Below are 22,069 nucleotides of genomic sequence, written 5' to 3' on the forward strand. Positions count from 1 at the left end.
CATCACGCGGAGGTTCTAGAGCATGCAGTGGTCGGAGTACACCACCTTTGAGCGCCTGAAGGCGCTGCGCGGTGCCATGACGCGGGAGCAATTAGCGGAGGCCGCCGGCGTTTCCGTCGGCGTCGTCCGCAAGCTCGAACGCGGCGGGACGGCTTCCCTGCCGTCGCTGCTGTCGATCGCCGACGCGCTCGGTACGGACATCGCCGTGCTCCTCGGGCAGCAGGCGCCGCGCCGGTCCATGGACCGCGACGAGCGGGCCGCATCGCGCCTGGTTTCCGCGGCCATCCACGACGCCGCCATCTGCATTCCCGCCGAGGTCGAGCCGAGCAGTGAGCTTTTTCCAACCTCGGGTTGAGGCGTGACGAAGGGCGGGGATGGCCTTCACGATGGCGGTGACCCGGTTGCCGCTACAGCGGAGTTTCCGGGGGAGGCACCAGCCCTTCAGAGCGGCCATGGCTTGCTCGCCGAGGCAGCGGATCCTGGCGTGGGTGCTGTTATGCCGACGTTGCCGCAGCTTGAGACGCAGGCTGGGGAAGGGCACCGGGATGATGCCGTCGCCGCCTTGATACGCCTTGTCCGCCCAGCACCTCACCTCCGCGTCGCGGGGGCGTGGTCGCCGGCAGTCCCCATGTCGTGGCGAGCGCCGGGAACGGTGGGCGAGGCCCACAGCAGTCGACCTGCCGCATCGGCGATGACCTGCCACTCCGAGCCGGCCCGTCGGACACGGCGGCGCCGACCCGGCTGAGAGCTGCCGCGGAGCTGCGCACCGACCGGTGACCGGTCGGTGCGGGCTCGGTCTACCGGATCGCGGCTTCGCGAGAGGTGATCCGGTTCGTGCGACCGACCGCGTGGCCCACCGCGTTGCGCACCGCGAGGCCCGGCCGGGTGCGGGGCACCATGAGCCTGGAGAGCAGACCGACGCGTCGCTGCCGCGGGCCTACCTCACGGCGGAGCCGCGACTCATAGGCGGCGAAGGCGCGGGCGTGATCACTGAGGTGGGCGGCGAGCTTTTCTGCGAGGGCGTACGCGCCCGCCATCGCCATGCTGGACCCGTCACCCAGCAGGGCCGTCGCCGCCGCGTCCCCGAGCAGTACGACCCGTCCGCGGGACCACGAGGGCACCCGAACGGTGGACAAGGGGTCGAAGAACGGAGCGGGGTGGTCGAGGAAGGCTGCCACGAGTTCCGGTGCCCGCCACCGCACGTCGGCGTAGGCGTCGGCCACGGTCTGCTTGTGAAGGGCGATGTTCTTGCGGTCGTGGGACGCCGGCTGTGCGGCCCGGAAGGTGAAGATCGCGAGCGGGGTGCTTCGCGAGGGGTGGAGGACCAGCATCCGGTTCGGCACGGTCAGCATCGTCATCTCGGTCGGGTCCTCGATGGCGTCGGGTTCCAACGGGACGGTCGCGCCATACAGGCCCAGGTCGCTCGCGAACTGCCGCTCGGGCCCGAATACCAGGCGCCGTACGGTGGAGTGCATCCCGTCGGCACCGACGACCAGGTCGAAGCGCCGTGGCGCGGACCGCCGGAAGGTGACGTCCACCCCGCCTTCATCCTGGTCGAGAGCGGTGACCGTGTCGTCGAACACGAACTCGGTCTCGGTCTGCGCCGACCGGTGGAGCACCTCGGACAGGTCGGCTCGGGTCACCTCGACCGTCGGCGCCTTGTCCGAGGTGAGCGGGAGTTGCAGGATTCGCCTGCCGCCGGGGTCGAGCAGGGTCAGCGACCGATTGCGGGTGGCGAGCCCGCGGAGCTGCGGGAGGATGCCCATGCGCTCGGCGACCGGGATCGCGGGCCCCTTCACGACGATCGCGCTACCACCGGAGCGCAGCTGCCGGGCGTGTTCGACGACCGCCGGCCGGTATCCATTCCGGGAGAGCCAGTACGCGAGTGCGGGCCCTGCGATTCCAGCACCGACTATCAGCACCTCGGGCTTCTTCATGACGATGACCTCTCGGAGTGTCGATGACCAGGTCCCCGGCGAGTGCCGGGCCGGATCTGAGGGAGCGGCGGCACGGGGCGGTGCAACCGGACCCAGATACGATCAATTTCGTACCTCAGGGAAGCGCGCCCTTCAGGTACGATGCAAGTCGTACTTGAAGGAGGTGCCGCGTGGCCGGGAGGAACCTGGACGGCCCGGAGGCCGATGCGCTCGATCTGGGTGCGGTGTTTCGTGCCCTCGCCGACGAGCACCGTCGTTCGGTGATGACGGAGTTGGCCACCGACCGCAGCGACAGCGAGCGGGGCTGCAACTCGTTCAACCTTCCGATCTCGAAGCAGACCCAGACCCACCACTTCCGGGTCCTGCGCGAGGCAGGTCTCATTGACGAGATCGACTACGGCAACCGCAAGGGCGTCCGGCTACGACGCGCGGACATCGAGAAGAGATTCCCCGGGCTCCTCGCGCTCCTGGAAGCAGGGCCCCCGGCCGATACCGCTCCTCGCTGAGCACAGCTGAGCACACCGGAGGGGCGTCCGATCCGGCCCTGAGCCGCGAGTTCGACCGAATCCAGCTCGTGCCCGGCTCGCAGGTAGCCGGGCACGACGCGGGCACGAAGGGGATCGGTGTCGCTTCGACCACCGTCCCGCGCTCGTGATCGGCGCCGAGCACTTCCGCGCGCGCTCCCTCACGCCACCACCCACTGAGGTTTCCTCAGCTTGCCTGCGGAGCGGGGCCGTTGGGGTGAGGGCGGGGGTCCGTGCGTAGAGAAGCTCCTGGTAGACGGGTGCGTGTCGAGTCCAAGCCGTCCTGTCAGGAGCTTCCGCATGCTCGTCTACCCAGCCGGGGCCGATCTGTCCACCTCCGCGCTGCGCTTCCTCGCCCGTGAGCTGACCGCACGTCGTCTTGCGCAAGGGACACGATGGTGCCAGCTGGCCGCCGGACGGCAGGCGCTGTTCGTGCCGGCTCATCTGCGATGCGGCCCTACCTACGCCCAGCTCGCCGCCGGATTCGGCGTGGGCACCACCACCGCCTACCGATACATCGCCGAGGCCGTCGACATCCTGGCCGCTCTGGCTCCAACCCTCACCGAGGCGGTGAGGACAGCCTCCGGCAAGGCGTTCGTGATCCGGGAGGCACGCTGCTGCCGATCGACCGGATCGCCGCCGACCGACCCTACTACTCCGGGAAACACAAGAAGCACGGCATGAGCGTGCAGGTGATCGCCGACCCGGCGGGACGGTTGCTGTGGGCCTCGCCCGCGCTGCCGGGATCCGTCCACGACATCAAGGCCGCGCGAACCCACGGCATCATCGGCGCCCTGGCGGGGGCCGGAGTGGAATGCTGGGCCGACAAGGGCTACCGGGGCGCCGACGGCACCGTGCGAGTTCCCTACTGGGGGCGCTGGGAGACTCTCTCCCCTGATCAGCGGGCCGTCAACTGCTCACACGCGAAGTTCCGTGCACTCGTCGAACAGGCCATGGCCACCCTCAAAACCTGGCGGCTCATGCGCAAACTGCGATGCTCTACCAGCCGTATCACCAGCCTCGTCCAGGCCGTCCTCACCCTGCACCTGGCATGCTCAAACTGAGGTTGGAAAAGGCTCACTGTCTGCCGGCGGCGCAGCCATCCTCGCAGGTGGTCGAAGTCGTAGCCCTTGTCTGCGTGCAGCTTGGCCGGACGGCGGCGCCGGGGTCCGTAGCGGGAGCGGATCGGCGGGATGCCGCGCATCAGCGGGATCAGCGCCTGACTGTCGTGGAGGTCGGCGCCGGAGATGCCCACCGAGATCGGTAGCCCGTTGCGGTCACAGGTGACGTGGATCTTCGACCCGAGCTTGCCTCGATCGGTCGGAATCGCATGACTTCACCGCGGTCGGGCAATACATGGCCGACCGCAAGGACCAGCTCGCTGCCACCCACATCGCCCAGGTCACCGGCCTGGTCGCCCAGGCCGACAGCACCGCCGCGACGGCGCGGAAGAACGGCTTCCTTGCGGCCAAGGCTGCTTTTGCGGCAAATGGGGCGGCTGACAAGGCGACAGCTGCTGCCGCCGACGCGAAGCACTCCGCCGATGAGGCGAAGGGCTACGCGGACGATGCCGACAAGGCCGCCGACCAGGCGCAGGCCAGTGCCGACAAGGCCACCAAGTCCGCGACCACGGCCCGCAATGCGGCCGATGCCGCGGACTGCGACGCCGTGGCCGCCACCGAATCCGCCGCGCAGGCCGCATGGTCCCCCAACTACGCACAGAACTCGGCTGCTCAGGTGAACGAGAGCGCAGCGCAGGCCAAGCTGCATCCCCCACAACAATGCTGTCGGCGTCGACTGGAACCTGGTCCGCTGTGTCAACAAGGGCGGCGCTATCGAGGCCCCTGACTTCGCCCCCGCCTCGTCGCCTTTGTTTGGGCCGTCACCGGCACCGACCTTGCCGCCGAGTGCTACAAGGACCTCAGCGCGAAGAAGGGCGGCGAAGCCCTGGCGATGGTGATCTCCGGAGCGGGAGAACTCAAGGGCCTCAAGGTGCTCAAGGACGTTGAGGAGATCGCCGAAGCGACCCCCTTAAAGAAGTTCGTGGGAGTAACAGCCGATGCGTCAATGCCGGACGAACTCGCAGCCAAGGGCGTCAAGTTCAGTCGAGAAGACGTGATCGCAACCGCCCGGCGCCGAATACGATCTTCCGGCCTTCATCATGAAGGCCCTTACTGAGGGCAAGGTAGTCTGACACCAGGGCTCAGGGACGGTCGCCGCATCTATGAACTCACCTACAAGGGAAAGCCTCAGAGGGTGGGCGTGAGTGTGGGTGGCAACGGTTTCATCGTCGGCGCCAACCCAAGGAGCGTGGTATGAACACCAGGAATCAGCAGACCATCAAGGTGATGGCGGACTATGAGTGCCACCCGCTTTGGCTCACCGGTGCTGATGCCGGCGACATTGCGCCCGGCGACTCTCGCCTGAATCTGTCACCTCAGTTGGCGCAACGATTCACCACTTGGGCTGAACAATTCGATCAAACACTCAACCACGACGACCCCATCTCGTCCGGTTTTCTGACGCGTCAAGCCGAGGAAGAATTCGTTGCGACAGGAGAGTCACTCGCAAGCGACCTGGCGCGAGAGCTCGGATCCGGCTGGAGAGTTCTCTACCAAGACATTCGGTCGGACACGACACGAGAAGTCCGCCATGGCTGAGTAGCTCCCGCGTGTGGTTGTACAGCTCGTCGAGCTGTACAACCACACGCGACGTTCCCGAAACGTCCAGATCTGATTCCGGAAAAATCCGGGGCTCGCCCAACGGGTTCGCGTCCAGGTGGCGGTGTCAACGAGCGCCGCTTCCCGGCCGAGCGCCTCGTACGCCTCCGCTGGGTACACGAGAGCGCCCACTTCGCTCTACATCACACGATCCTGCACGCACAGATGTTGCGCTCCTGCGCCGGGCGATGATCAAGACGGCGGAGGCCCGGCCAGACATCGATCCCGAGCGCTGCGGCTTCACCATCGCGCTCCAGACGCTGTGTGCTCAGAGAGCATTTTCAGCGGTCCCTCTCGATCTACCGGCGCCTTCCGACCTGGCTGGGTGGACCGGCGTCGAGCGTGTGGGCCAAGCATGATCGTCTTTCGGATGGGTGGCTGCCGTTGTCGGTGCAGCGGCTGAGCGCCAGGGTCTTGGACATGCGGTCGCGGCAGGGGCTCGGTGCGGATCGCCGGTCGGCGCCGCACGGGTTGGCCGGGCTGGCCGGGCTGGCCGGGCAGGTCCTGCTGGGGGAGTGGCTCGAGAAGCGGCAAGGGTGGCCGGCCCGGCAGACGGGTCAATGCACGGTGGTGGTGGGCGGCCATCCTGGGGTGCCCCCCGAGCACGGTCAGATTCAGGCACTCGACCGCCACCCTCACCTGCTGCGCACGCACGGGCCGAGCGGGGTGTTGTGGGAGGAGGTACTGGAGGAACTGCTCGATGCGTGCGCGCGCGAGTTCGGCGTGGCGGAACCGCTGGCGCCCTGGCGGTCGGTGAAGCTGCCGCAGCCGGTTCAGGTTCTGCTCTCCTCAGTGGTCATCGTCTCCGACTGGATCGCCAGCAACCCTGAACTTTTTCCTTACTTTCCCGAGGATGTGCCGCGCTCGAGTGCGGAGCGGTTTGCTGCTGCCTGGCGTGGGCTGGATCTGCCGGGCCCGTGGCGGCCCGAGGAGCCGCGGAGGATGCGCAGGGGCTGCTCGCGTCGCGGTTCGGTCTTCCGCCGGGGGCGAAGGTCCGGCCGGTGCAGGAGGCGGCTGTCGAACTGGCGCGGGAGATGGACGGGCCGGGGCTGGTGGTGCTCGAGGCGCCGATGGGGGAGGGGAAGACGGAGGCGGCCCTAGCGGCTGCCGAGGTCCTGGCCGCGCAGTCGGGGGCGGGGGGCGTGGGATCGGAGCGGCATCAGGGGTGCTGCTCCCCACGCCCGCAGGAACGTGGCAGTTGCTGCAGGTCGGGCAAGCATGACACGGTCGGATTCTCTGTCGTCGATGGCGGACGGTTTCGCACTACGCTGCCTGGGAGCCGGCCGAAGAAGGCGTGCGGCCCGGAAATACGCGTACCGGCTTCCGGGCTCCGGGCGCACCAGCCCCACGCTTGCAGCGCGGCTTCCGTCAGGTGAACTGTGTTACTGCGGTGTGCAGTTCGCGTACGCCGCTGGTGCGAGGGTGCCGTTCGGCGAGTTCGGTGACGATGCGGCGGATCGCGGGCCGGTCGCGGACCTCGCCCGGGCTGGCCCGGTGGGCGTCCAGCAAAGCGTGGGCGGTCTGTTCGGGCCGCTGCCAGGCCCACCAGGCGCGGGCCATGTCGGTGCCCAGGCGGGCTTTGCGTTCGGCGGTCGGGAATTGGTCGGGCCGCAGGTTCCTCCCGGCGTCGAGTGCGGCGCCGGCGTCGCCGAGTGCCCAGTGCACACCTACCGTATACAGGTCGACGGCGGCCGGGTTGATGGCGAACAGCCGACCGGGCGGAGTGGTCTGGGGTAGGTGGCGGGCGGAGCGGCGGGCCTCCTCGGCCATGGCCAGGGCTTCGGTGCGCTGTCCGGCCCGGGCGGCGGTATAGGCCAGGGTGCAGAGCATCTGTGCGTAGGCGGCTGTCGTGGCGTCACTGCGTAGCCCAGTCGCTTCGAGGCCGTCGGCCGCCGAGGACATCAGGCGCTGAGCGGCGCTGTTCTGGTCCTGGTGGCGCAGCACGATAGCCAGTTCCCGTGCTGCTGCCGCCGCTGCGAGCGGAGAGCCGGAGATCTCGGCCCAGGTACGGGCGCGGTCTGCGGTGAGCCGGGCGCGGTCGTAGGAGCCGAGCTTGATAAGGACGGCGGAGGCGAGGCTGTAGACGGCGGAAAGCCGCGCCCGGTCGAGGCCGCGGCGGGAGCCGGCTGCGTGGTGTGCGTCGGCGAGCAGGCCGGGCAGTACGGCCAGGAGTCGTGCGTGCGCGCCTTGATCGTACAAGGTGCGGGCCCCGGTCAGACGGTCGTCCATAGGCCCGGCGCCGGGCGGGGCGGGGGTGTCGGCCAGGGCGTCGTCCAGGCCCATCAGCAGGGCGGCGGGGCCTGCTGCCGCCGTGGCGGTGAGCAGCGTACGGCGGCGCATGGGATCCTCCTCGGCGTCACGCTGACTGGCCGTCACTCTAGTGGCCGCCGTTGCCGTAGTGGAGCGTGGCGCGAGGGATGTCATGAGGATGTGTCGGGGCACGCCGACTTCCTGGGCGGCACGGTGCAGCAGGGCCAGGTCGGCGATCCGGGTTCGACGTTCCAGACGGGAGACGGTCGCGGGCGAGCAGCCGATACGGTCTGCGAGTGCGGCCAGCGTCCAGGCGCGGTGCTGGCGCCCGATCCGGACAAGCGCGCCGGGGCGTCGCTGCGCGGCTAGGAGCTGTCCGGCGGATCATGGGCGGAGCCATAAGCGGATCGCTGCTGCGGTGACCGTGCCGTGGAAGACGTAGGCCCGTTTCTCGTAACGGGTGGCGACAGCGCGGAAGTGCTTGAGCCGGTTGATGGTCCGCTCGACCTCGTTGCGACGCCGGTAGCGCTCGCGGTCGAACCCGACGGATCTGCCGCCCGTGCTGCCTCTGCGCCGACGGTTGGCCCGCTGGTCCCTCGGCTCAGGAATCGTGTGTTTGATCCTGCGTCTTCGCAGGTAGCGGCGGTTGCGCTGGGAACTGTAAGCCTTGTCGCCGCTGACGTGACCGGGCCGGGTCCGGGGCCGTCCGCCCAGCGGCCGGGTGACTCGGATCCGGTCCAGGACCTCGATCATCTGCGGGGCATCGCCCCATTGACCCGGCGTGAGCAGCAGGGCCATGGGACGGCATCCACCCTCGCCGGCGAGGTGGATCTTGCAGGTCAGACCGCCCCGGGACCGTCCGAGTCCCTCATCGGGGCGGTGGTGCTGGGGCGTCGTCCTTTTTTCGGAACCCGCGGCCTGGCCTTGCGGGCGCCGGCCGCGTGCTGGTGAGCCCGGCAGGACGTCGAGTCCACTCCGACCATCGACCAGTCGATCCGCCCCGCAAGGTCGGCGTCGGCCTGGACCGCTTGCAGGATCCGGTCCCAGGTGCCGTCCGCCGACCAGCGGCGATGCCGTTCATAGACCGTCTTCCAGGACCCATAGCGTTCCGGCAGGTCACGCCACGGGACGCCGGTCCGAACCCGGAACAGGATCCCGTTGATCACTGCGCGATGGTCGCTCCACCGGCCTCCCCGACCGCCCGCGGACGGCAGATGCGGCTCGAGCAGCGACCACTCGCGATTCGTCAGATCCCCCCGACCCATGCTCGATCCAACGAGCAGCCAGTCAGAAAGTCACATGATCCGCCGGACAGGGCCTAACCGCAGTACTGTCCTGCTGCTCCACAGCGGGTCAACGGGCACGCGTCCCTCCCACACCGCACAGACGGGGGGCTCTCCACGCTACGGGCGCCGACCGGGCATGTCGAGCCCGTTTGCATGACATGCAAACGCCTTGCACAGATGGTGAGTTGATGGCCGCGAGGCTCGTCGGCGCGGTGTGCTGGGTGCGCCGCCCCGAACTACGGGGCACCGTTGTTCGGAGGCACTCCATGGCAACCAGCGCTACCCGATCACCTTGGACCACCGACCCGATGACCGGTCCCGTCCGCCGTGTACGGGACGTGGTGCCGGCCGACTTGTGGGACAAGCAGGTCGGCCTCCTCATGCGGGACTACCCCTACGACTCGGTCATGGCCGCCAGGGTCCTCGGACAGGCATATGCGTACCTGCTGACCGCGATGAACCATCGGGGCGAGGGGCTGGGCCTGGCACCCAGCAAGCTCGTCGACATCGGCGTCCACATGGTCATCCTGGACACCGTGGCGTACGCCGAGCTGTGCGAGAAGTTCAACGGCGGACAGTTCCTGCACCACGTGCCCAAGGTCGACATGAAGAACGACGGCTCCGTGCTGAAGACAGCCGACATCATCGCGGCCGACGGTTGGGAGGTCGACCTGCCGCTGTGGACGGACGCCGCCGACTGCGGCCCGTGCCACCCCGGCAACGACTCGCACTGACTGCCCCACACTGCGCACTCCACGGACACGGGCAGCACGGCCGGGGTCCATCGGCACGCCGGGGTGAGATTTCGGCGAACCGGCCCACGATGAGATCGCGGCGGCCACGATGGGCCGGGTGACCACCAGCACCGCAGACCTCTGGCACCACTACGGCCGCGCCCGTGCCACCAGCGACCGCACGGTCCCCGGAACCTTCACCTGGAACTGGGAGCAGAACGACGGGCCCGGCCCGGAGCTCCTCGGTGACCTGACCGGCCGCCGTGTAGGAGACCTCGGCGCCGGCGCGGCCCGGCACGCGGCCCACCTGACGGCCCATCACCAGCCGATCCGGGTCGACGCTGTCGACGCCTCGCCCGCCCAGCACGCCATGGCAACCGACCTGTACGCCCACCTCGCCCCGCGCCTGAATCTCGTGCGGTGCGACGCAGTGCTCCACCTGCGGGCGATGCCCGGCGTGTACGACGCGCTGTACAGCGTCTTCGGTGCCCTGGACTTCACTGACCCACGCGAGTTGCTGCCCGCGGCGGCAGCCTCTCTCAAGCCAGGCGGGCGGCTGGTGTTCGCGACCCTCGCCCACTACCTGAACGGGGCGCCCGCCCAACCCGATGCCGTGGCCGCCGACATCCCGGCAAGAACCCCGGACGGCGACGCCACCACCATGCGTCGCTGGGTCCTCCAGGAACACGTATGGACCAAGCTGCTCGATGAGGCCGGGTTCACCGACATCACCGCCGACACGCTGCCCGCCACCACCAGCGGGCCACGCACCGCCGACACACTGCTGATGAGCGCTTCCCGCCCGTCCTAGAACGGCACCCTGCTCTTCAGCAGGAGAGTGCCGGTTCTGCCGGGAAGTCGACCTGCCACCGGCAGATCGAGCACGCCCGCCCCTCACTGTTTGGCCGACGGCTGGGCGAGGGCGGCGGCCGTCTGTGTCATGCACCTGCCGAAGCCGCCCCGACAGCCGGGAACGAACGGCGGGCCAAGCACGAACCGGCGTTCCGCTTGACCAAACCGGAGACCTAACCCGAGCCTGCGATCACCGACACCGCCAACTACGGCAAGGCCGAGCCCCAGGCGTGGAACCGGGTCCGCTCCCCGCTCCCCCACTACTCCTCATGGCTTGGCCATGACGGCGAACTCCACCTGGTTGAAACGACGTTGATACGGCTCAAGGGCGAGCGCCTGCCGAAGGGCCGCAATGCACCGCCGGTGGCTGTGGTCCTCCAAGCCCGGCGCGACCCGGGAAGATGTGGACCGCTTCTGGCAGACGTTCCTCCGCCGCTTCGACTTGGAGCGCACCTTCCGCTTCGCGAAGCAGACCCTCGGCTGGACCACTCCGAAGTTCCGTACTTCCGAGCTGCGGACCGCTGGACCTGGCGCCTGATCGTCGCTCACACCCGGCTCCGGTTCGCTCGCCCCCTCGCCGCGGATCTCCGCCAGCCCTGGGGGAGGCCCACCGCCCCGGAGCGACTCACCCCAGCCCGAGTCCGCCGGGGGTTCAGGAACATCCGCGCTCACCTCACCTGCCCGACCCGTCGTCCCAAACCTCGCGGCACCTGCCCCGGACGCCCGCCCGGCGCCAAGAACAAACGCCGGGCCCCCGCTACGACGTCGGCAAAGCCATCAAACGCTCGGGGACCCTCAAATCCATCGGCCTGCCTCGTAGTCAGTGCGCTGATGGCCGCGCGCCACGTTCGAGGCCTGTCGCTGCAATGAAGGGCAGCCGAGCGCCCCAGTGCAGCGTCTGCGAGTACGCAGCTGGCTAGGGTTTTCGGCCGCAGCGCGCGACGTCGTCTTCGCTGCCATGCGCCCGGCGGATGTCGGGCCAGAGCCTCGCTGGAGGAGCCGCATGAGCACGTCGGAGAATTCGCGGGCCCTGGGACTTGAAGCCGTCTTCGCCTCTGCGCGGGGAGCACCCAGGGGCCGGGCGACGTGGCGAAGCTCTGGCCGGATTACGGTGCTTGATCTGCTGCCATACCAGGAGAGGGGGAGGTGGTTTGGGTTTTTTGGGGGGTGGTCCCGCGCCGTCAGGGGGCGCCGGCGCGCGCCCTGAAATTTGATTGTTGGCGGGTGCTGGGGCGATGCCGTGAGGGTGGTCGTGGAGTTTCAGACGGTGTCGGCAGATTGTCCATGCGCTGCTGGTGGCCGGCTTTTTCGGGCGGCCGCCGCGCACCTACCTCCTGGTGACGCCCGCAGCGCCGCCGAGGCTCGCGGCGCGTGCGGGCAGTCGTGCCGGAGAACCGTGTCCGTTGTGTCTGGCGTCCTCACTGGAAACGGATTGTCTGGTACCGCAACAGAAGGCCTGTCTCATGCTCTCGCAGCACGATCGTCCGCTGTCCCTGACCGGTGAGGGCCCGCACCGCGGTGTCACCGCCACTGTGTTCGCCGTCCTGCGACGTCACCGGCGCATGGTGGCGGCCGCGACGGTACGTGTTGTCGGTCTGTCCGCGCTGGCCGGGCTGCTGCTGACGGTCCTGATATTCGCGCTCTCCTGGCCCCTGTTCACCCGGATGCGTAACCAGCGTATCTGGTACCACCACCTGGAGGACCCCTACCTGCACGACCACACAGCCCTGGCCTGGGTCGCCCTCGGCACACTCCCGCTCTTCCTGCTTCTCCTCGGCATAGGCAGCGCGGCCCTGCAGTCCGTGTGCTCCCGGGTGGCCGCGACGCAGACGCGGCCACCACACGAGGACCGTTCACACACCACGGCCCCCACCCGGCTTCGCTCGCTGCTCGCCGTGTACACGCTGCGCGGCCTCGTCGTGTGGCCCCTCCCGCTGCTCGTCACCTACACGGCGACCAGCCTCACCGGCGACCAGCTCGACACCCCCGAGCCTCTCAAGCGGGGATCGCTGCCCTACCACCTCGTCGCGGCCTCTCCCATGGCAGCCATTTTCATCGCCGTACTGCTGCGCCTCGCCCTCGCTCTCGCCCCGGCCGCCGCAGTCACCGGCCTCGCTCCTCGTGCGGCTCTGCGCCGTTCCTGGTCCCTGACACGGACTCGCGCCGGATCCGCCCGTGTCCTCGCCCTCGCGCTGCCGTCGGCCGTGTTCTGCGCCGCGGTGATCCGGCTAATGACCCAACTCGCCCTGCCACTGCGCCCCTTGGCGCGATCCTTTCTGGAAGGGGCCACGGGCAATTTCTTCGCCGCGTACTACGCCGGCATCCTCGCCCCGGTCATTGTCGGCGTCGTGGTCGCCGCGGCCGTGACCTTTCCCTTCACGTGCACGGCCTTCGCGGTGCTTTACGACCGACTGCGGCCGTCCCGCACCCCTCCAGGGGACACCGGGGGTACGGCGGCCTCGACCGCCTGACGCCTCCCTGCTGACGCTTATGGCGAAATCCCGGCACATGAAGCCGTAGAACGTCCGCCGCTGCTTCAAGCCGTCCCCCGGCGATCTCGGAGTTGACCAGCCTGCTTGCGCCCGGCGACGCGCGCCGCTGACCGTGCTGTGCATGAAGTCGGCTTGCGGCTGTGCACCTGCGCGCGCCGACACAATCCTTGAGCGGCATCCTTGGATTCATGCCGAGCAATGAGAAGCCTCGCCTCATCCCGACCGGCAAGTGCTGGTGCGGCTGCGGGAAGGACGTCGGCCTGGGCAAGTTCTTCGCTGCTGGCCACGACAAGATCGCCGAAGCGGCGCTCATGGCCCTCAAGTACGACGGGTCCGTCGCTCAACTGCTCCACGCCCACGGCTTCGGCTCGCACCATTCCGTCCGCCACGCCGCAGTCACCGATCCGGACTGCTCGTGGGAGAGGTGCGCCGACTGCAACTACAGTGGCGCCCCTGCCAGCATTGCCAACCACCACAAGAAAGATCATCCCGACCGGCATGTCCTCACCCAGGCGATTCGCGGCCTCGGCGGCACCTGGGATCCGCAGCGTGCCATCAGGGCTCTGGGCGACCACGGTCACACGTGGGAAGACCAACGGGCGGCGGAGAACCGAGTCCAACAGATCCTTCACGACCTGTGCACGGACGGGATCATCGTCGAAACCGACCCTCAACGGGCTGTCTACGACCTCGTGGTGGAGTAGGAGCCGGAGGCGACAACGGTACCCAGCAGACACAGATCACCTGGCGCTATGGCGCTATGGCGGTCGGTGGGCCACCTTTTGGGGGCGCGAAGAATGTGACTGAAAGGGTGTCAATGTCTTCGCGTCCCTGTCCGCTGACCACGGCGGAGAACGTCGCATTCCGGTCCACGGCGTACCTGGACGCCTCTACAGTTGCGTCATGGAGTTCAACCGGGGTGACTGGATCTGGGAACTGATGCTGACGAGGCGTCCCTCTGACACACACTTCTCGGAGTCGAGTACTTCGGGTGGAGAGAGCCCGCTGGCACGGGATGACGACAACACGCTCGTCACGCACGCCGTGCTGTTCGACGGGACCAAGACGGCCCTGGCGATCCTTGGCACGGGCGTCGCACTGGGGGCCGCCGCGATGAAGGCCGCGCCGCACGTCAAGAGCGGGCTGGTCAGCCTCAAGTCGAAGCTACGTCGTCGGGGGGAGGGTACTACCGACGTCGAGACCTCCGTTCCCCTCACGGTCGTTGCGGAGGCCGAGCCAGAGGAACCGGACTCTCCTCGACTGCGTGCTGTCTGACCGTCAGGCCAGGCGCCGACGCGTGCCCGGGTAGATCCACATCACCGGGCTGCCCGCTCATCCGTCAGGAACTCGACCGCCACAGCAGCTCTCCGTAGACCGACAACAACGACCCGCGAAGGCTCCGACGCTCAATCACCCCAGGCCAAGCACCCACCAGCCCGGCGAACTCCTAGCGCACACGATCTGACACGGATGTTCCTCAGCCCCTGATGCCAGACCGGATCGAGCCGCCGACGCCAGCCGATCCGGTCCGCGCACGGTGGTGGGGGCGTGTGCCGGTCGCCGCCGTCACGTCTGCCCGGCCGGTTACGCTGACGGCGGCCACTGGGGGAGGAGACCACCGACATGACGACGACTCAACTGCCACTCGCCACCGAGCGACTGGTCCTGCGCCCGTTCACGGCGGACGACCTCGACGCTCTCTATGCCTATCAGAGCCTCCCGGAAGTGGCCCGCTACCTCTACCGGCCGCCGCTCACCCGCGAGCAGTGCGAGCAGAGCCTGGCCCTGCGGGCGGTCGGCACGGCGTGGGCCGAGGACGGCGACGATCTGGTAGTCGCCGTCTGTCGGGCCGAGGACGACGTCCTCGTCGGCGAGGTCGTCCTGAAACTGGCGAGCGCACGGGCCCGCCAGGCCGAGATCGGCTGGATCTTCCACCCCGCCCACGGCGGCCGGGGCTACGCGGCCGAGGCGGCCCGGGCGGTGGCCGCGCTGGCCTTCGGGGAACTGGCCGTGCACCGGCTGTTCGCCCGCCTGGACGTGCTCAACACCGGCTCGGTGCGCGTGTGTGAACGCCTGGGCATGCGCCGGGAGGCCCACCTCATCGACAACGACCTCGACGGCGAACGCTGGGGCAGCGAGTACGTCTACGCGCTCCTCGCCCGCGAATGGCAGGCGGGGGTAGCAGCGGCCTGACTGCCAGCCAGGAGCACGGCTCTCGGCTTGGCGAGGTTCCTCGATGTCACAACGAGGGCCGCCGCGTGCTTAAGGAGGGAGAGAGCGGCGTGACGGACGCCGCCCTGGCCACAGGGACTGGGTATGGATCCCATGACGACAACGGCTGCGGCGGGACTTGCCGCGAGCGGGTGTGTCCTGCGTCTGTGCCACCGCTGGATCGAGTTCCGCGCACAGGTCCGGCGCGCGGAACTCGACCAGCGCGGGCTGTCGGAACGCGCCCGGTCGCTGCCCCCGGGCAGCCGGCTCATCGAGAGGACCGCGCATCATGACGTCGACCTCCTGATCGGCGGCTCACCTATGGGCCGCTCCGCGAGGTGAGGGATCACATGACCGTCGAGCAGCCGCCCCCGCCCGTCCACGCCACGGCCGAGGAAACACCGCCCGCGCCCGCTCTTCCTTTCCGCCGCGATGACTTCAACGCCTTCTACACGCAGGAGATGAGCGCGGTCACGGTGTTCCTGATGCACCAGGGCGCCACCGCCTACGAAGCGGCCGACGCCGCCCACGAGGCCGTGGCCAAACTCCTGCCTGACCTCTGGCGCACCCTGGACCACCCGCGAGCCTGGTTACGGGTCACCGCCCAACGCTGCTACTGGCGCCAGACCACCACCCGCGCCGCCCCCACGGACCCGGTCCCGGACCGCCCCGGCGGCACATGCCCCTTGGCCGCCGTTGTCGTCTGCGAGTTCCAGCAGACCGTCCTCGATGCCCTGCGCCGACTGCCGCCCACCATGCGCACCGTCATGGCCTGGGACATCGACGGATTCACCTACACGGAGATCGCCGAAGCCCTGGCCATGAGCCCCGCCGCCGTACGGCAGAACATCAGCCGCGCCCGCAGACGGCTGATCACTGCCCTCGGCCTCTGACCCACCGTCCTCGACCCCACAAGGGGGATGCACATGAACAGCCGCACCGACCGCTCGCTCAGCGACGGCGGCGGGGGCAACGACCCCGAACAGCATCTGGACCAATTGCTTGCCCACCACCGCACTCGCCTGATGAGCACGGTCGCCGACGCCCTCGACATCGACACCGGCGCCACCGCCCTGGCACCCTTGCGCCGCGAGCTCTTCCACGGCCTCAAACCCCTCGAACTCGCCGCTCCCACCCGCTCCACGACCCACGGCAGCACGGCCGAACCCGCCATCCCGCTCCCGGCCGCCCGCCTCCAGGAGGTCCTCACCCAACTTTGCGACATCAGGCTGACGGTGGAAAAGGTGCGCACCGGCTCCGACGTTCCGGCCGACGTTCAAACCAGGGCGCAGACCGCGCTCACCGCCCTGCGGCGCCTGCACGTCGGCCTGCAGGCCCGCAACCTGACCCACGACCAGGTCCGCGCGCTGTTCAGGCAACTGGGGGAGCAGACCGCGTACATCGGCACATCGATGCTGCGACTGAGCATCCGGTTCCCGCGGCACGTCGTCGAGGAGTGGCTGCGAACGAGCGGTTCCCTCCAGGGCATCGAACGCACGGTGCTGCGCTTGTTCAGGGACGCCGACGACCATGTCCCCACGCAGAGCTGACCGAACCGACCGACACACTGGTACACCGCTGTGAAGCGCTCGTGCCGGCGGCGTGACCCGAGCGTCCTGCCTCTCCGCCTGTATCACGGACACGGGCCCGTCGGCGTCCTCGGTGGCCTCCAGTGCGAGGCGGCGCCCCCGGGCCTGGGCAACGGCCGGTGGTACGGCCCGCCAGGAGCAACAGTCCCAGGTCGTGGGGGTGGCGGACGAAGCGCAGGGCGGGCGGCCCCGTAGCGGGTGCGGAGTTTTGAACTGGTGCAGCCAGGCGAAGGCGCGCTCGACGACCCTGCGGACCTTGCCCAGTCCGGAGCCGTGGGCGACGCCGCGCCGGGCGGTCATGGGCTTGATGCCGCGTCTCCACAGCGGGCGGCGGTGCTTGTCGAAGTCGTCGCCCCGGTCAGCGTACAGACGCCGGGGTTTGCGGCGGGGGCGTCCCCGAGCTCCCCGAATCTGCGGGACCGCGTCGAGCAGGGGTAGGAGCTGGGCGATGTCATGTCGGTTGCCGCCGGTGAGCGTAACGGCGAGTGGGGTTCCGTGGCGGTCGACGATCAGGTGGTGTTTGGAGCCGGGGCGGGCACGGTCGACGGGCGGGGGTCCAACATGGTCCCCCCCTTTTAGAGCCCGGACGTGCGATCCGTCCACGGAGCAGTCGTCCAGGTCCAGCAGGTCGGCGCGGCGAAGCTCGGCCGGCAGGGTGACGTGCGGGCGTGGCCGGGCGCCGGCCTCGGTCCGTCCCGCAGCTGGCGCCGGGCCGTCACGCCGGAGCAGCCCACGGTCTGCGCCGGGACGTCCCGCCAGGCGACGTCGGTCCGCAGCGCGGACAGGACGCCGGTGAGCGCTGGCCGGTCGGGAACACGCAACCGCCCAGGATGCCGATGGCGCCGTTCGGGAGCGGGTGGCAGCAACGGGGCCACCCGCTCCCATAGGTTGTCCGGAACAAGATCAGCACGCCCCCGGACACCTTGCTGACCAAGATCGTCGAGCACAAGAGGCGTGGCATCTCATCGTGAATTGAGCGCAGGGTCCGGTGTCGTTCGCCAGACCGGGCGCTCAGCCTGAGGCGCCCTCCAGGGGAAGGTGGTCTCGGAAGTACTCCGAGTCCAACCACTCCTCCTTCACGAAGAGCGGACGTGTCAGGCGCGCTGCCCCAACCTGCCGCGAGCGCAGAAGAACTCCGAGATCAGTCAGGGAAAGCGAGCCATCAGACGTGTAGAGCAAACAGTTTCCATGCTCCGCGGCGTGGTCCAGCAAGAACTGTTGGCCCTGCTTCGGATCGCTTCCCGCCAGCGGGAAGCCAGCCAGGAACACCTGCGGACCGGTGATCGCATCCAGCGCAACGCAGGCGAGCTTGCCCGCGTCGTAGAACGCCTTCACCCCGTCCGGGAAGTCCTCCTGCGCATACGGGCCGCCAACCTGTTTCTGCGGTCCAGGGACCAAAAGTGCCTGGGCGACCTCGGCTGGAGACATCCCGAACCGCAACGGACCCACACCGTCTCCCGACCGCGGCTCCCAGATCTCCCGCTCCACATCCGCGCCCATCTACCCACCCCTACGTCCGCCGGTCCGGATCTACTTCTGTTGCTCAGGCCGCACGCACAAAGCCACAGGACAAGGTGCCAACTGAGCTGCACAAGTGGCAACGGGAGTGCCGCTCTCGGCTGGAGTCATTCTGAAACGATCAGTGAGTCGAAGCTACGCCGCCGAGGGGGGGAGGGTACTACCGACGTCGAGACCTCCGTTCCCCTCACGGTCGTTGCGGAGGCCGAGTCAGAGCAACCGGACTCTCCTCGACTGCGTGCTGTCTGACCGTCAGGCCAGGCGCCGACGCGTGCCCGGGTAGATCCACATCACCGGGCTGCCCGCTCATCCGTCAGGAACTCGACCGCCACAAGAGCTCTCCGTAGACCGACAACAACGACCCGCGAAGGCTCCGACGCTCAATCACCCCAGGCCAAGCACCCACCAGCCCGGCGAACTCCTAGCGCACACGATCTGACACGGATGTTCCTCAGCCCCTGATGCCGGACCGGATGGAGCCGCCGGTACCGGCCGATCCGGTCCGCGCACGGTAGCGGCCCGGACACCGGACACCGGTCGTCGACGCCGCACCTCCCCGTCCGGATACGCGGACGGCGGCCCGCGGGGAGGAGCCCCGGACATGACGGCGTCTCAACCACCGGTCACCACCGAGCGACCGGTCCCGCGCCCGTTCACGGCGGCCGGCCCCGACGCCCTCCGCGCTCTCCCGCCCGCCGGCGTCTTCCGGAAGCCGCCCGCTGCCTCGACCGGCCACCGGCCACCGGCGACTGGTCGCCAGCTGCCGCTGACCGGCGAGCATGCGGACGCAGCCCGGCCCCGCAGGCGGCGGGTACGGCATGGGCCGAGGACGGCGACGGCCTCGTGGTCGCCGTCTGCCGCGCCGGGGACGGTGTCCTGGTCGGCGAGGTCGTCCCGAAACTGGCGAGCGCACGGGCCCGCCGGGCCGAGACCGGCTGGATCTTCCACCCCGCCCGCGGCGGCCGGGGCTGCGCGGCAGGGGCGCCCCGGGCCGTGGACACGGCAGCCTTCGGGGAACTGGCCGTGCACCGGCTCTTCGCCGCCCGGACGTGCTCCACACCGGCTCGGTGCACGCGTGCGCACGCCTGAGCATGCGGCGGCAGGCGCATCTCGTCGACAACGACCTCGACGGCGAACGCCGGGGCAGCGACCTTGACGGTGAACGTCGGGGCTGCGATCTCGACGGCGGAACGCTGGGGCGGCGAGTACGTCGACGCGCTCCTCGCCCGCGAACGGCGGGCAGCGGCAGCGGCCTGACCCCCCGTCAGGGGTGCGCGCGCTGCGGTGAGCTGCTTCAGGTGCGAGGTGGGGCCGCCGGGCCGGGCATCCAGGACGGGAACGCTGCGGCGGCCGCACCGGACCGGCGGTGTCCGCTCGCCGGGCGGGCGAGGCTTTCATGAGTGACCACCGCCGTGAGTGACCACCGGTGAGACGGGACGAACCGCGCAAGCAGTGCGGAGCTGATGAAGTCCCGCTCAGGTACCGCGTGCTGACGGGGACTCGGCGAAATCGAAGGCGCCGGCGGCTGCGGCGAGGGCGGCGGTCCTGGCCGCACGGCCGGGCAGTTGCGGGTCGGGTGTCGTGCGCAGAAGCACCAGTTGGTGGTACAGCGGTGCGGTGGCCGCGATGAGCAGTCGCCGGGCGTCGGTGCGCGGTGACAGTTCGCCATGCCGGATCGCCCGACCGACGATGATCTCGCAGCGGGCGTACCGGTCCTCCCAGAGCCGCTGTTGGGCCTCGGCGGCTTTCTCGGAGCGGAACGAGGCGGCGATGAGCGCTGCCATGATCGACGGCTGTGCGGTCAGGGCTGCGTGGATCTCCTGGTTCAGTGCTGCCAGGTCGCTTTCGAGCGAGCCGGTGTCCGGTGGCTGCCAGTCGTCGTCGGACGCCGCGTCGAGCACGTCGGCGAGCAGGCCGCCGACGTCCCCCCAGCGCCGGTACACCGTGGTGCGGTGCACACGGGCGCGGGCGGCGACGGCGTCGGTGGTGAGCCCGTCATAACCGTGTTCGGCGAGCTCGGCGACGACCGCGTCGAGCACCTGTCGGCGAATACGGGCGGTACGGCCCCCGGGCCGGCGGCGGGCCGGCGGCGGAGGGGTGCCTTCCGGTCCTGGGTCTGCGGGAGTCATCGCTGAATACCTTTGCTCGGGGCGCCGTCGTTATGACAGGATCTTAAAGCATCAGTTGTCGCACTAGTGGAGTGATCGATGTTCGTCCGAAGCGTTCGCCCGACCGCGCACCCCCCGACGGCCACCTCGTTCTCGAACGCACCGGAGTCTTTGCATGCCCACGCAGATCACTGCGCGCGCCGCCAGCGAGTCCTTCGACGGCCACCTCGTTCTTGACTCGGTGACCTGCTCGCTCGCCGCGGGCGGGCGCACCGGGATCGTCGGTGAGAACGGATCGGGCAAGGCCGCCTTGCTGCGCCTGCTCGCCGGGCGTGAAAAGCCGGATCAGGGCGAGGCCGTCGTCCAGGCCACCGGCGGGGTCGGCCATCTCGCCCAGGACGAGGAACCGGCGGCGCGGACGACGGTCCAGCAGGTCATCGACCGGGCGCTGAGCGATCTGCGCATGGTCGAGCGGCGGATGCGCCGTCCGGAGACCGCGATGGCCGACGGTGACGGGTCCGGCGTGGCCGAATGCGGCGAACTGCTCACGGTCTTCGAGCTGCGCGGCGGCTACGACGCCGACGCCCGCGTGGAACGTGCCCTGTACGGACCGGGCCTACGGCTGGTGGGCCGTGACCGTACGGTCGGCAGCCTGTCCGGCGGAGAACGGGTCAGGTTACGACTGGCGGCCTGCCTGGCGGCCTGCCTGGCGGCCTGCCTGGCGGCGGCGGCGCCGGAGGTGCTGCTGCTGGACGAGCCGACCAACCATCTCGACGACAGCGCCCTGAGCTGGCTGGAAGAGCACCTGCGCGCCCGGCAGGGCACCACCGTGGCGGTCTCCCACGACCGGGTCTTCCTCGAACGGACCGCGACCAGCCTGCTGGAGATGGACGCCGACACCCGTCGCGTCGTGCGATACGGCAACGGCTACGCCGGTTACCTCGCCGAGAAGGCGGCTGCCCGGCAGCGCTGGGCCCAGGCGCACGCCCAGTGGCGGGCCGGCATCGACCGGCTCCGCGCAGCCGCCGCGACCACTGCCCGCCAGGTGGCCCCGGGCCGTTTGATGAAGGACGACAACAAGTTGGCCTACGACCGGACGGGCGGCCGCGTGCAGCAATCGCTGGCCGGCCGGGTGCGCAACACCGAGGAACGGCTGCGCCGCCTCCTCGCCGACCCGGTCCCGCCCCCGCCGGAGCCACTGCGCTTCACCCCCCTGCTGCGGACCCGCCACCTGCAGGGCGTCGTACCCGACGCCGACGCCGACGCCGACGCCGACGGCGTCGCCGTCACGGACCGGCCCGCCCCCACCGTCCTGGCCCTCACGGCCAGTGACCGCCTGCTGGTCACAGGGCCGAACGGAGCGGGAAAGAGCACCCTGCTGCGCATCCTGGCCGGGGAGGTCGCTCCCGACAGCGGAAGCGTCACCTACTGCGGCAGGATCGGCTACCTCCCGCAAGAACCGCGATGCGGGGAACCGACCGAGACCGTGCTGGCCGCCTTCGCCCGTGGCCGCACGGGTGAGGCCGCCGGACACGCCGAACAACTGCTCTCCATCGGCCTGTTCGCCCGCGACCAGCTCACGGTGCCGGTCGGCCGGCTCTCCACCGGGCAGCTGCAGCCTCTGGCCCCGGCCCGATTGCTCGGTGCGCCACCGGACGTCCTGCTGCTCGACGAACCCACCAACCACCTCTCACCCGCCCTCGCCGAGGAGCTGGAAACCGCTCTGAGCGGGTACAACGGCACGCTCGCCGTCGTCAGCCATGACCGCCGACCGGACCGGCACCGGCAGGGCGCCCAGCTGGCCCTACCGGCGACGGACACGTCCGCCGCCACGCGCTGAGGTCCTCC

The 22,069-nt window shown here is 69.6% G+C and carries 21 protein-coding genes and 4 pseudogenes; 18 read left to right on the plus strand and 7 right to left on the minus strand.

All coding sequences use genetic code 11. From position 1 onward, the window contains the following. Positions 1 to 22: 22 nt before the first annotated feature. Positions 23 to 355 carry a helix-turn-helix domain-containing protein gene (locus ACLF5H_RS24270; protein WP_421678139.1) on the plus strand — a complete coding sequence of 111 codons (333 nt, stop codon included), beginning with the start codon at positions 23 to 25 and terminating at the stop codon, positions 353 to 355. Between the two features lie 442 nt (positions 356 to 797). Here the strand turns inward: ACLF5H_RS24270 and ACLF5H_RS24275 are convergent, their stop codons facing one another. Continuing rightward, positions 798 to 1,937, minus strand: a complete 1,140-nt coding sequence (locus ACLF5H_RS24275) for an FAD-dependent monooxygenase (protein WP_421678140.1) — start codon at positions 1,935 to 1,937, stop codon at positions 798 to 800. 170 nt (positions 1,938 to 2,107) lie between these two features. Between ACLF5H_RS24275 and ACLF5H_RS24280 the strand changes: the two genes are divergently transcribed. Both ACLF5H_RS24280 and ACLF5H_RS24285 read left to right on the plus strand, forming a co-directional pair. Continuing rightward, a complete protein-coding gene (locus tag ACLF5H_RS24280) occupies positions 2,108 to 2,443 on the plus strand; it encodes an ArsR/SmtB family transcription factor (protein ID WP_421678141.1) in 336 nt (111 codons plus the stop codon). A gap of 318 nt (positions 2,444 to 2,761) precedes the next feature. Beyond that, positions 2,762 to 3,525: pseudogene (locus ACLF5H_RS24285) on the plus strand (transposase family protein). On the opposite strand, the pseudogene ACLF5H_RS24290 reads toward ACLF5H_RS24285, so the two are convergent. Next, a pseudogene (locus ACLF5H_RS24290) lies at positions 3,504 to 3,785 on the minus strand (transposase); the annotation flags it as partial. The pseudogenes ACLF5H_RS24285 and ACLF5H_RS24290 sit on opposite strands and share 22 nt — an antisense overlap. 32 nt (positions 3,786 to 3,817) lie before the next feature. On the opposite strand from ACLF5H_RS24290, the gene ACLF5H_RS24295 reads away from it, so the two are divergent. From ACLF5H_RS24295 to ACLF5H_RS24310, 4 genes are all read left to right on the plus strand, one after another. Beyond that, a complete protein-coding gene (locus ACLF5H_RS24295) occupies positions 3,818 to 4,309 on the plus strand; it encodes a hypothetical protein (protein WP_421678142.1) in 492 nt (163 codons plus the stop codon). 105 nt (positions 4,310 to 4,414) lie between these two features. Then, the gene (locus ACLF5H_RS24300) at positions 4,415 to 4,639 is read left to right on the plus strand and encodes a hypothetical protein (RefSeq protein WP_421678143.1); all 225 of its coding nucleotides are present in this window, start codon (positions 4,415 to 4,417) and stop codon (positions 4,637 to 4,639) included. A 137-nt stretch (positions 4,640 to 4,776) separates the two neighbouring features. After that, complete coding sequence (locus tag ACLF5H_RS24305; RefSeq protein WP_421678144.1) at positions 4,777 to 5,121, plus strand: hypothetical protein; 345 nt, start codon at positions 4,777 to 4,779, stop codon at positions 5,119 to 5,121. Positions 5,122 to 5,601: 480 nt separating this feature from the next. Beyond that, the gene (locus ACLF5H_RS24310; protein WP_421678145.1) at positions 5,602 to 6,282 is read left to right on the plus strand and encodes an HD domain-containing protein; all 681 of its coding nucleotides are present in this window, start codon (positions 5,602 to 5,604) and stop codon (positions 6,280 to 6,282) included. Positions 6,283 to 6,549: 267 nt separating this feature from the next. Here the strand turns inward: ACLF5H_RS24310 and ACLF5H_RS24315 are convergent, their stop codons facing one another. Both ACLF5H_RS24315 and ACLF5H_RS24320 read right to left on the minus strand, forming a co-directional pair. Next, positions 6,550 to 7,764 (minus strand): helix-turn-helix domain-containing protein, encoded by a 1,215-nt coding sequence (locus ACLF5H_RS24315; protein WP_421678165.1) that lies wholly within the window; start codon positions 7,762 to 7,764, stop codon positions 6,550 to 6,552. Positions 7,765 to 7,815: 51 nt separating this feature from the next. Next, positions 7,816 to 8,696 (minus strand): IS5 family transposase gene (locus ACLF5H_RS24320; protein ID WP_421678146.1). Its coding sequence is split into 2 segments (ribosomal slippage): positions 7,816 to 8,336 and positions 8,336 to 8,696, totalling 882 coding nucleotides; the frame shifts between segments, so codons are not numbered across the junction. A 329-nt stretch (positions 8,697 to 9,025) separates the two neighbouring features. Between ACLF5H_RS24320 and ACLF5H_RS24325 the strand changes: the two genes are divergently transcribed. The 9 genes and pseudogenes from ACLF5H_RS24325 (at position 9,026) to ACLF5H_RS24365 (ending at position 16,556) form a co-directional block, all read left to right on the plus strand. Next, the gene (locus tag ACLF5H_RS24325; RefSeq protein ID WP_421678147.1) at positions 9,026 to 9,451 is read left to right on the plus strand and encodes a glycine-rich domain-containing protein; all 426 of its coding nucleotides are present in this window, start codon (positions 9,026 to 9,028) and stop codon (positions 9,449 to 9,451) included. Between the two features lie 118 nt (positions 9,452 to 9,569). Then, positions 9,570 to 10,262, plus strand: a complete 693-nt coding sequence (locus tag ACLF5H_RS24330) for a class I SAM-dependent methyltransferase (RefSeq protein ID WP_421678148.1) — start codon at positions 9,570 to 9,572, stop codon at positions 10,260 to 10,262. Between the two features lie 125 nt (positions 10,263 to 10,387). Then, positions 10,388 to 11,118, plus strand: a pseudogene (locus ACLF5H_RS24335) (transposase); the annotation flags it as partial. Positions 11,119 to 11,766: 648 nt separating this feature from the next. Then, positions 11,767 to 12,774 (plus strand): hypothetical protein, encoded by a 1,008-nt coding sequence (locus ACLF5H_RS24340; RefSeq protein ID WP_421678149.1) that lies wholly within the window; start codon positions 11,767 to 11,769, stop codon positions 12,772 to 12,774. A gap of 209 nt (positions 12,775 to 12,983) precedes the next feature. Further along, positions 12,984 to 13,499, plus strand: coding sequence for a hypothetical protein (locus ACLF5H_RS24345; protein ID WP_421678150.1), 516 nt, complete (start codon positions 12,984 to 12,986; stop codon positions 13,497 to 13,499). A 199-nt stretch (positions 13,500 to 13,698) separates the two neighbouring features. Then, positions 13,699 to 14,070 (plus strand): hypothetical protein, encoded by a 372-nt coding sequence (locus tag ACLF5H_RS24350; RefSeq protein ID WP_421678151.1) that lies wholly within the window; start codon positions 13,699 to 13,701, stop codon positions 14,068 to 14,070. Between the two features lie 348 nt (positions 14,071 to 14,418). Further along, positions 14,419 to 14,988 carry a GNAT family N-acetyltransferase gene (locus ACLF5H_RS24355; protein WP_421678152.1) on the plus strand — a complete coding sequence of 190 codons (570 nt, stop codon included), beginning with the start codon at positions 14,419 to 14,421 and terminating at the stop codon, positions 14,986 to 14,988. Positions 14,989 to 15,356: 368 nt separating this feature from the next. Continuing rightward, entirely contained in the window at positions 15,357 to 15,899 is a 543-nt protein-coding gene (locus tag ACLF5H_RS24360; RefSeq protein WP_421678153.1) for an RNA polymerase sigma factor, read from the plus strand. A gap of 33 nt (positions 15,900 to 15,932) precedes the next feature. Continuing rightward, entirely contained in the window at positions 15,933 to 16,556 is a 624-nt protein-coding gene (locus tag ACLF5H_RS24365; protein ID WP_421678154.1) for a hypothetical protein, read from the plus strand. Between the two features lie 230 nt (positions 16,557 to 16,786). Here ACLF5H_RS24365 and ACLF5H_RS24370 read toward each other — a convergent pair. Together ACLF5H_RS24370 and ACLF5H_RS24375 are read right to left on the minus strand one after the other, a co-directional pair. Continuing rightward, a pseudogene (locus ACLF5H_RS24370) lies at positions 16,787 to 17,542 on the minus strand (IS5 family transposase); the annotation flags it as partial. A gap of 64 nt (positions 17,543 to 17,606) precedes the next feature. Continuing rightward, positions 17,607 to 18,095 (minus strand): hypothetical protein, encoded by a 489-nt coding sequence (locus ACLF5H_RS24375; RefSeq protein WP_421678155.1) that lies wholly within the window; start codon positions 18,093 to 18,095, stop codon positions 17,607 to 17,609. 582 nt (positions 18,096 to 18,677) lie between these two features. On the opposite strand from ACLF5H_RS24375, the gene ACLF5H_RS24380 reads away from it, so the two are divergent. Next, complete coding sequence (locus tag ACLF5H_RS24380) at positions 18,678 to 19,202, plus strand: GNAT family N-acetyltransferase (protein ID WP_421678166.1); 525 nt, start codon at positions 18,678 to 18,680, stop codon at positions 19,200 to 19,202. 386 nt (positions 19,203 to 19,588) lie between these two features. Here ACLF5H_RS24380 and ACLF5H_RS24385 read toward each other — a convergent pair whose 3' ends face one another. After that, positions 19,589 to 20,242 carry a TetR/AcrR family transcriptional regulator gene (locus ACLF5H_RS24385; RefSeq protein WP_421678156.1) on the minus strand — a complete coding sequence of 218 codons (654 nt, stop codon included), beginning with the start codon at positions 20,240 to 20,242 and terminating at the stop codon, positions 19,589 to 19,591. 154 nt (positions 20,243 to 20,396) lie between these two features. Between ACLF5H_RS24385 and ACLF5H_RS24390 the strand changes: the two genes are divergently transcribed. Beyond that, entirely contained in the window at positions 20,397 to 22,061 is a 1,665-nt protein-coding gene (locus ACLF5H_RS24390; RefSeq protein ID WP_421678157.1) for an ABC-F family ATP-binding cassette domain-containing protein, read from the plus strand. Positions 22,062 to 22,069 lie beyond the last annotated feature (8 nt).

Origin of the sequence: Streptomyces sp. LaBMicrA B280 (assembly GCF_049222185.1) — a bacterium.
Lineage (GTDB): Bacteria > Actinomycetota > Actinomycetes > Streptomycetales > Streptomycetaceae > Streptomyces > Streptomyces murinus.

What these genes read in the sequence shown, in the direction of transcription:
- ACLF5H_RS24270 (WP_421678139.1), top strand. Translation starts at nt 23, where the DNA reads ATGCAGTGGTCGGAGTACACCACCTTTGAGCGCCTGAAGGCGCTGCGC.
- ACLF5H_RS24275 (WP_421678140.1), bottom strand. Translation starts at nt 1,937, where the DNA reads ATGAAGAAGCCCGAGGTGCTGATAGTCGGTGCTGGAATCGCAGGGCCC.
- ACLF5H_RS24295 (WP_421678142.1), top strand. Translation starts at nt 3,818, where the DNA reads ATGGCCGACCGCAAGGACCAGCTCGCTGCCACCCACATCGCCCAGGTC.
- ACLF5H_RS24300 (WP_421678143.1), top strand. Translation starts at nt 4,415, where the DNA reads ATGGTGATCTCCGGAGCGGGAGAACTCAAGGGCCTCAAGGTGCTCAAG.
- ACLF5H_RS24305 (WP_421678144.1), top strand. Translation starts at nt 4,777, where the DNA reads ATGAACACCAGGAATCAGCAGACCATCAAGGTGATGGCGGACTATGAG.
- ACLF5H_RS24310 (WP_421678145.1), top strand. Translation starts at nt 5,602, where the DNA reads ATGCGGTCGCGGCAGGGGCTCGGTGCGGATCGCCGGTCGGCGCCGCAC.
- ACLF5H_RS24325 (WP_421678147.1), top strand. Translation starts at nt 9,026, where the DNA reads ATGACCGGTCCCGTCCGCCGTGTACGGGACGTGGTGCCGGCCGACTTG.
- ACLF5H_RS24340 (WP_421678149.1), top strand. Translation starts at nt 11,767, where the DNA reads ATGCTCTCGCAGCACGATCGTCCGCTGTCCCTGACCGGTGAGGGCCCG.
- ACLF5H_RS24345 (WP_421678150.1), top strand. Translation starts at nt 12,984, where the DNA reads ATGCCGAGCAATGAGAAGCCTCGCCTCATCCCGACCGGCAAGTGCTGG.
- ACLF5H_RS24350 (WP_421678151.1), top strand. Translation starts at nt 13,699, where the DNA reads ATGGAGTTCAACCGGGGTGACTGGATCTGGGAACTGATGCTGACGAGG.
- ACLF5H_RS24355 (WP_421678152.1), top strand. Translation starts at nt 14,419, where the DNA reads ATGACGACGACTCAACTGCCACTCGCCACCGAGCGACTGGTCCTGCGC.
- ACLF5H_RS24360 (WP_421678153.1), top strand. Translation starts at nt 15,357, where the DNA reads ATGACCGTCGAGCAGCCGCCCCCGCCCGTCCACGCCACGGCCGAGGAA.
- ACLF5H_RS24365 (WP_421678154.1), top strand. Translation starts at nt 15,933, where the DNA reads ATGAACAGCCGCACCGACCGCTCGCTCAGCGACGGCGGCGGGGGCAAC.
- ACLF5H_RS24375 (WP_421678155.1), bottom strand. Translation starts at nt 18,095, where the DNA reads ATGGGCGCGGATGTGGAGCGGGAGATCTGGGAGCCGCGGTCGGGAGAC.
- ACLF5H_RS24385 (WP_421678156.1), bottom strand. Translation starts at nt 20,242, where the DNA reads ATGACTCCCGCAGACCCAGGACCGGAAGGCACCCCTCCGCCGCCGGCC.
- ACLF5H_RS24390 (WP_421678157.1), top strand. Translation starts at nt 20,397, where the DNA reads ATGCCCACGCAGATCACTGCGCGCGCCGCCAGCGAGTCCTTCGACGGC.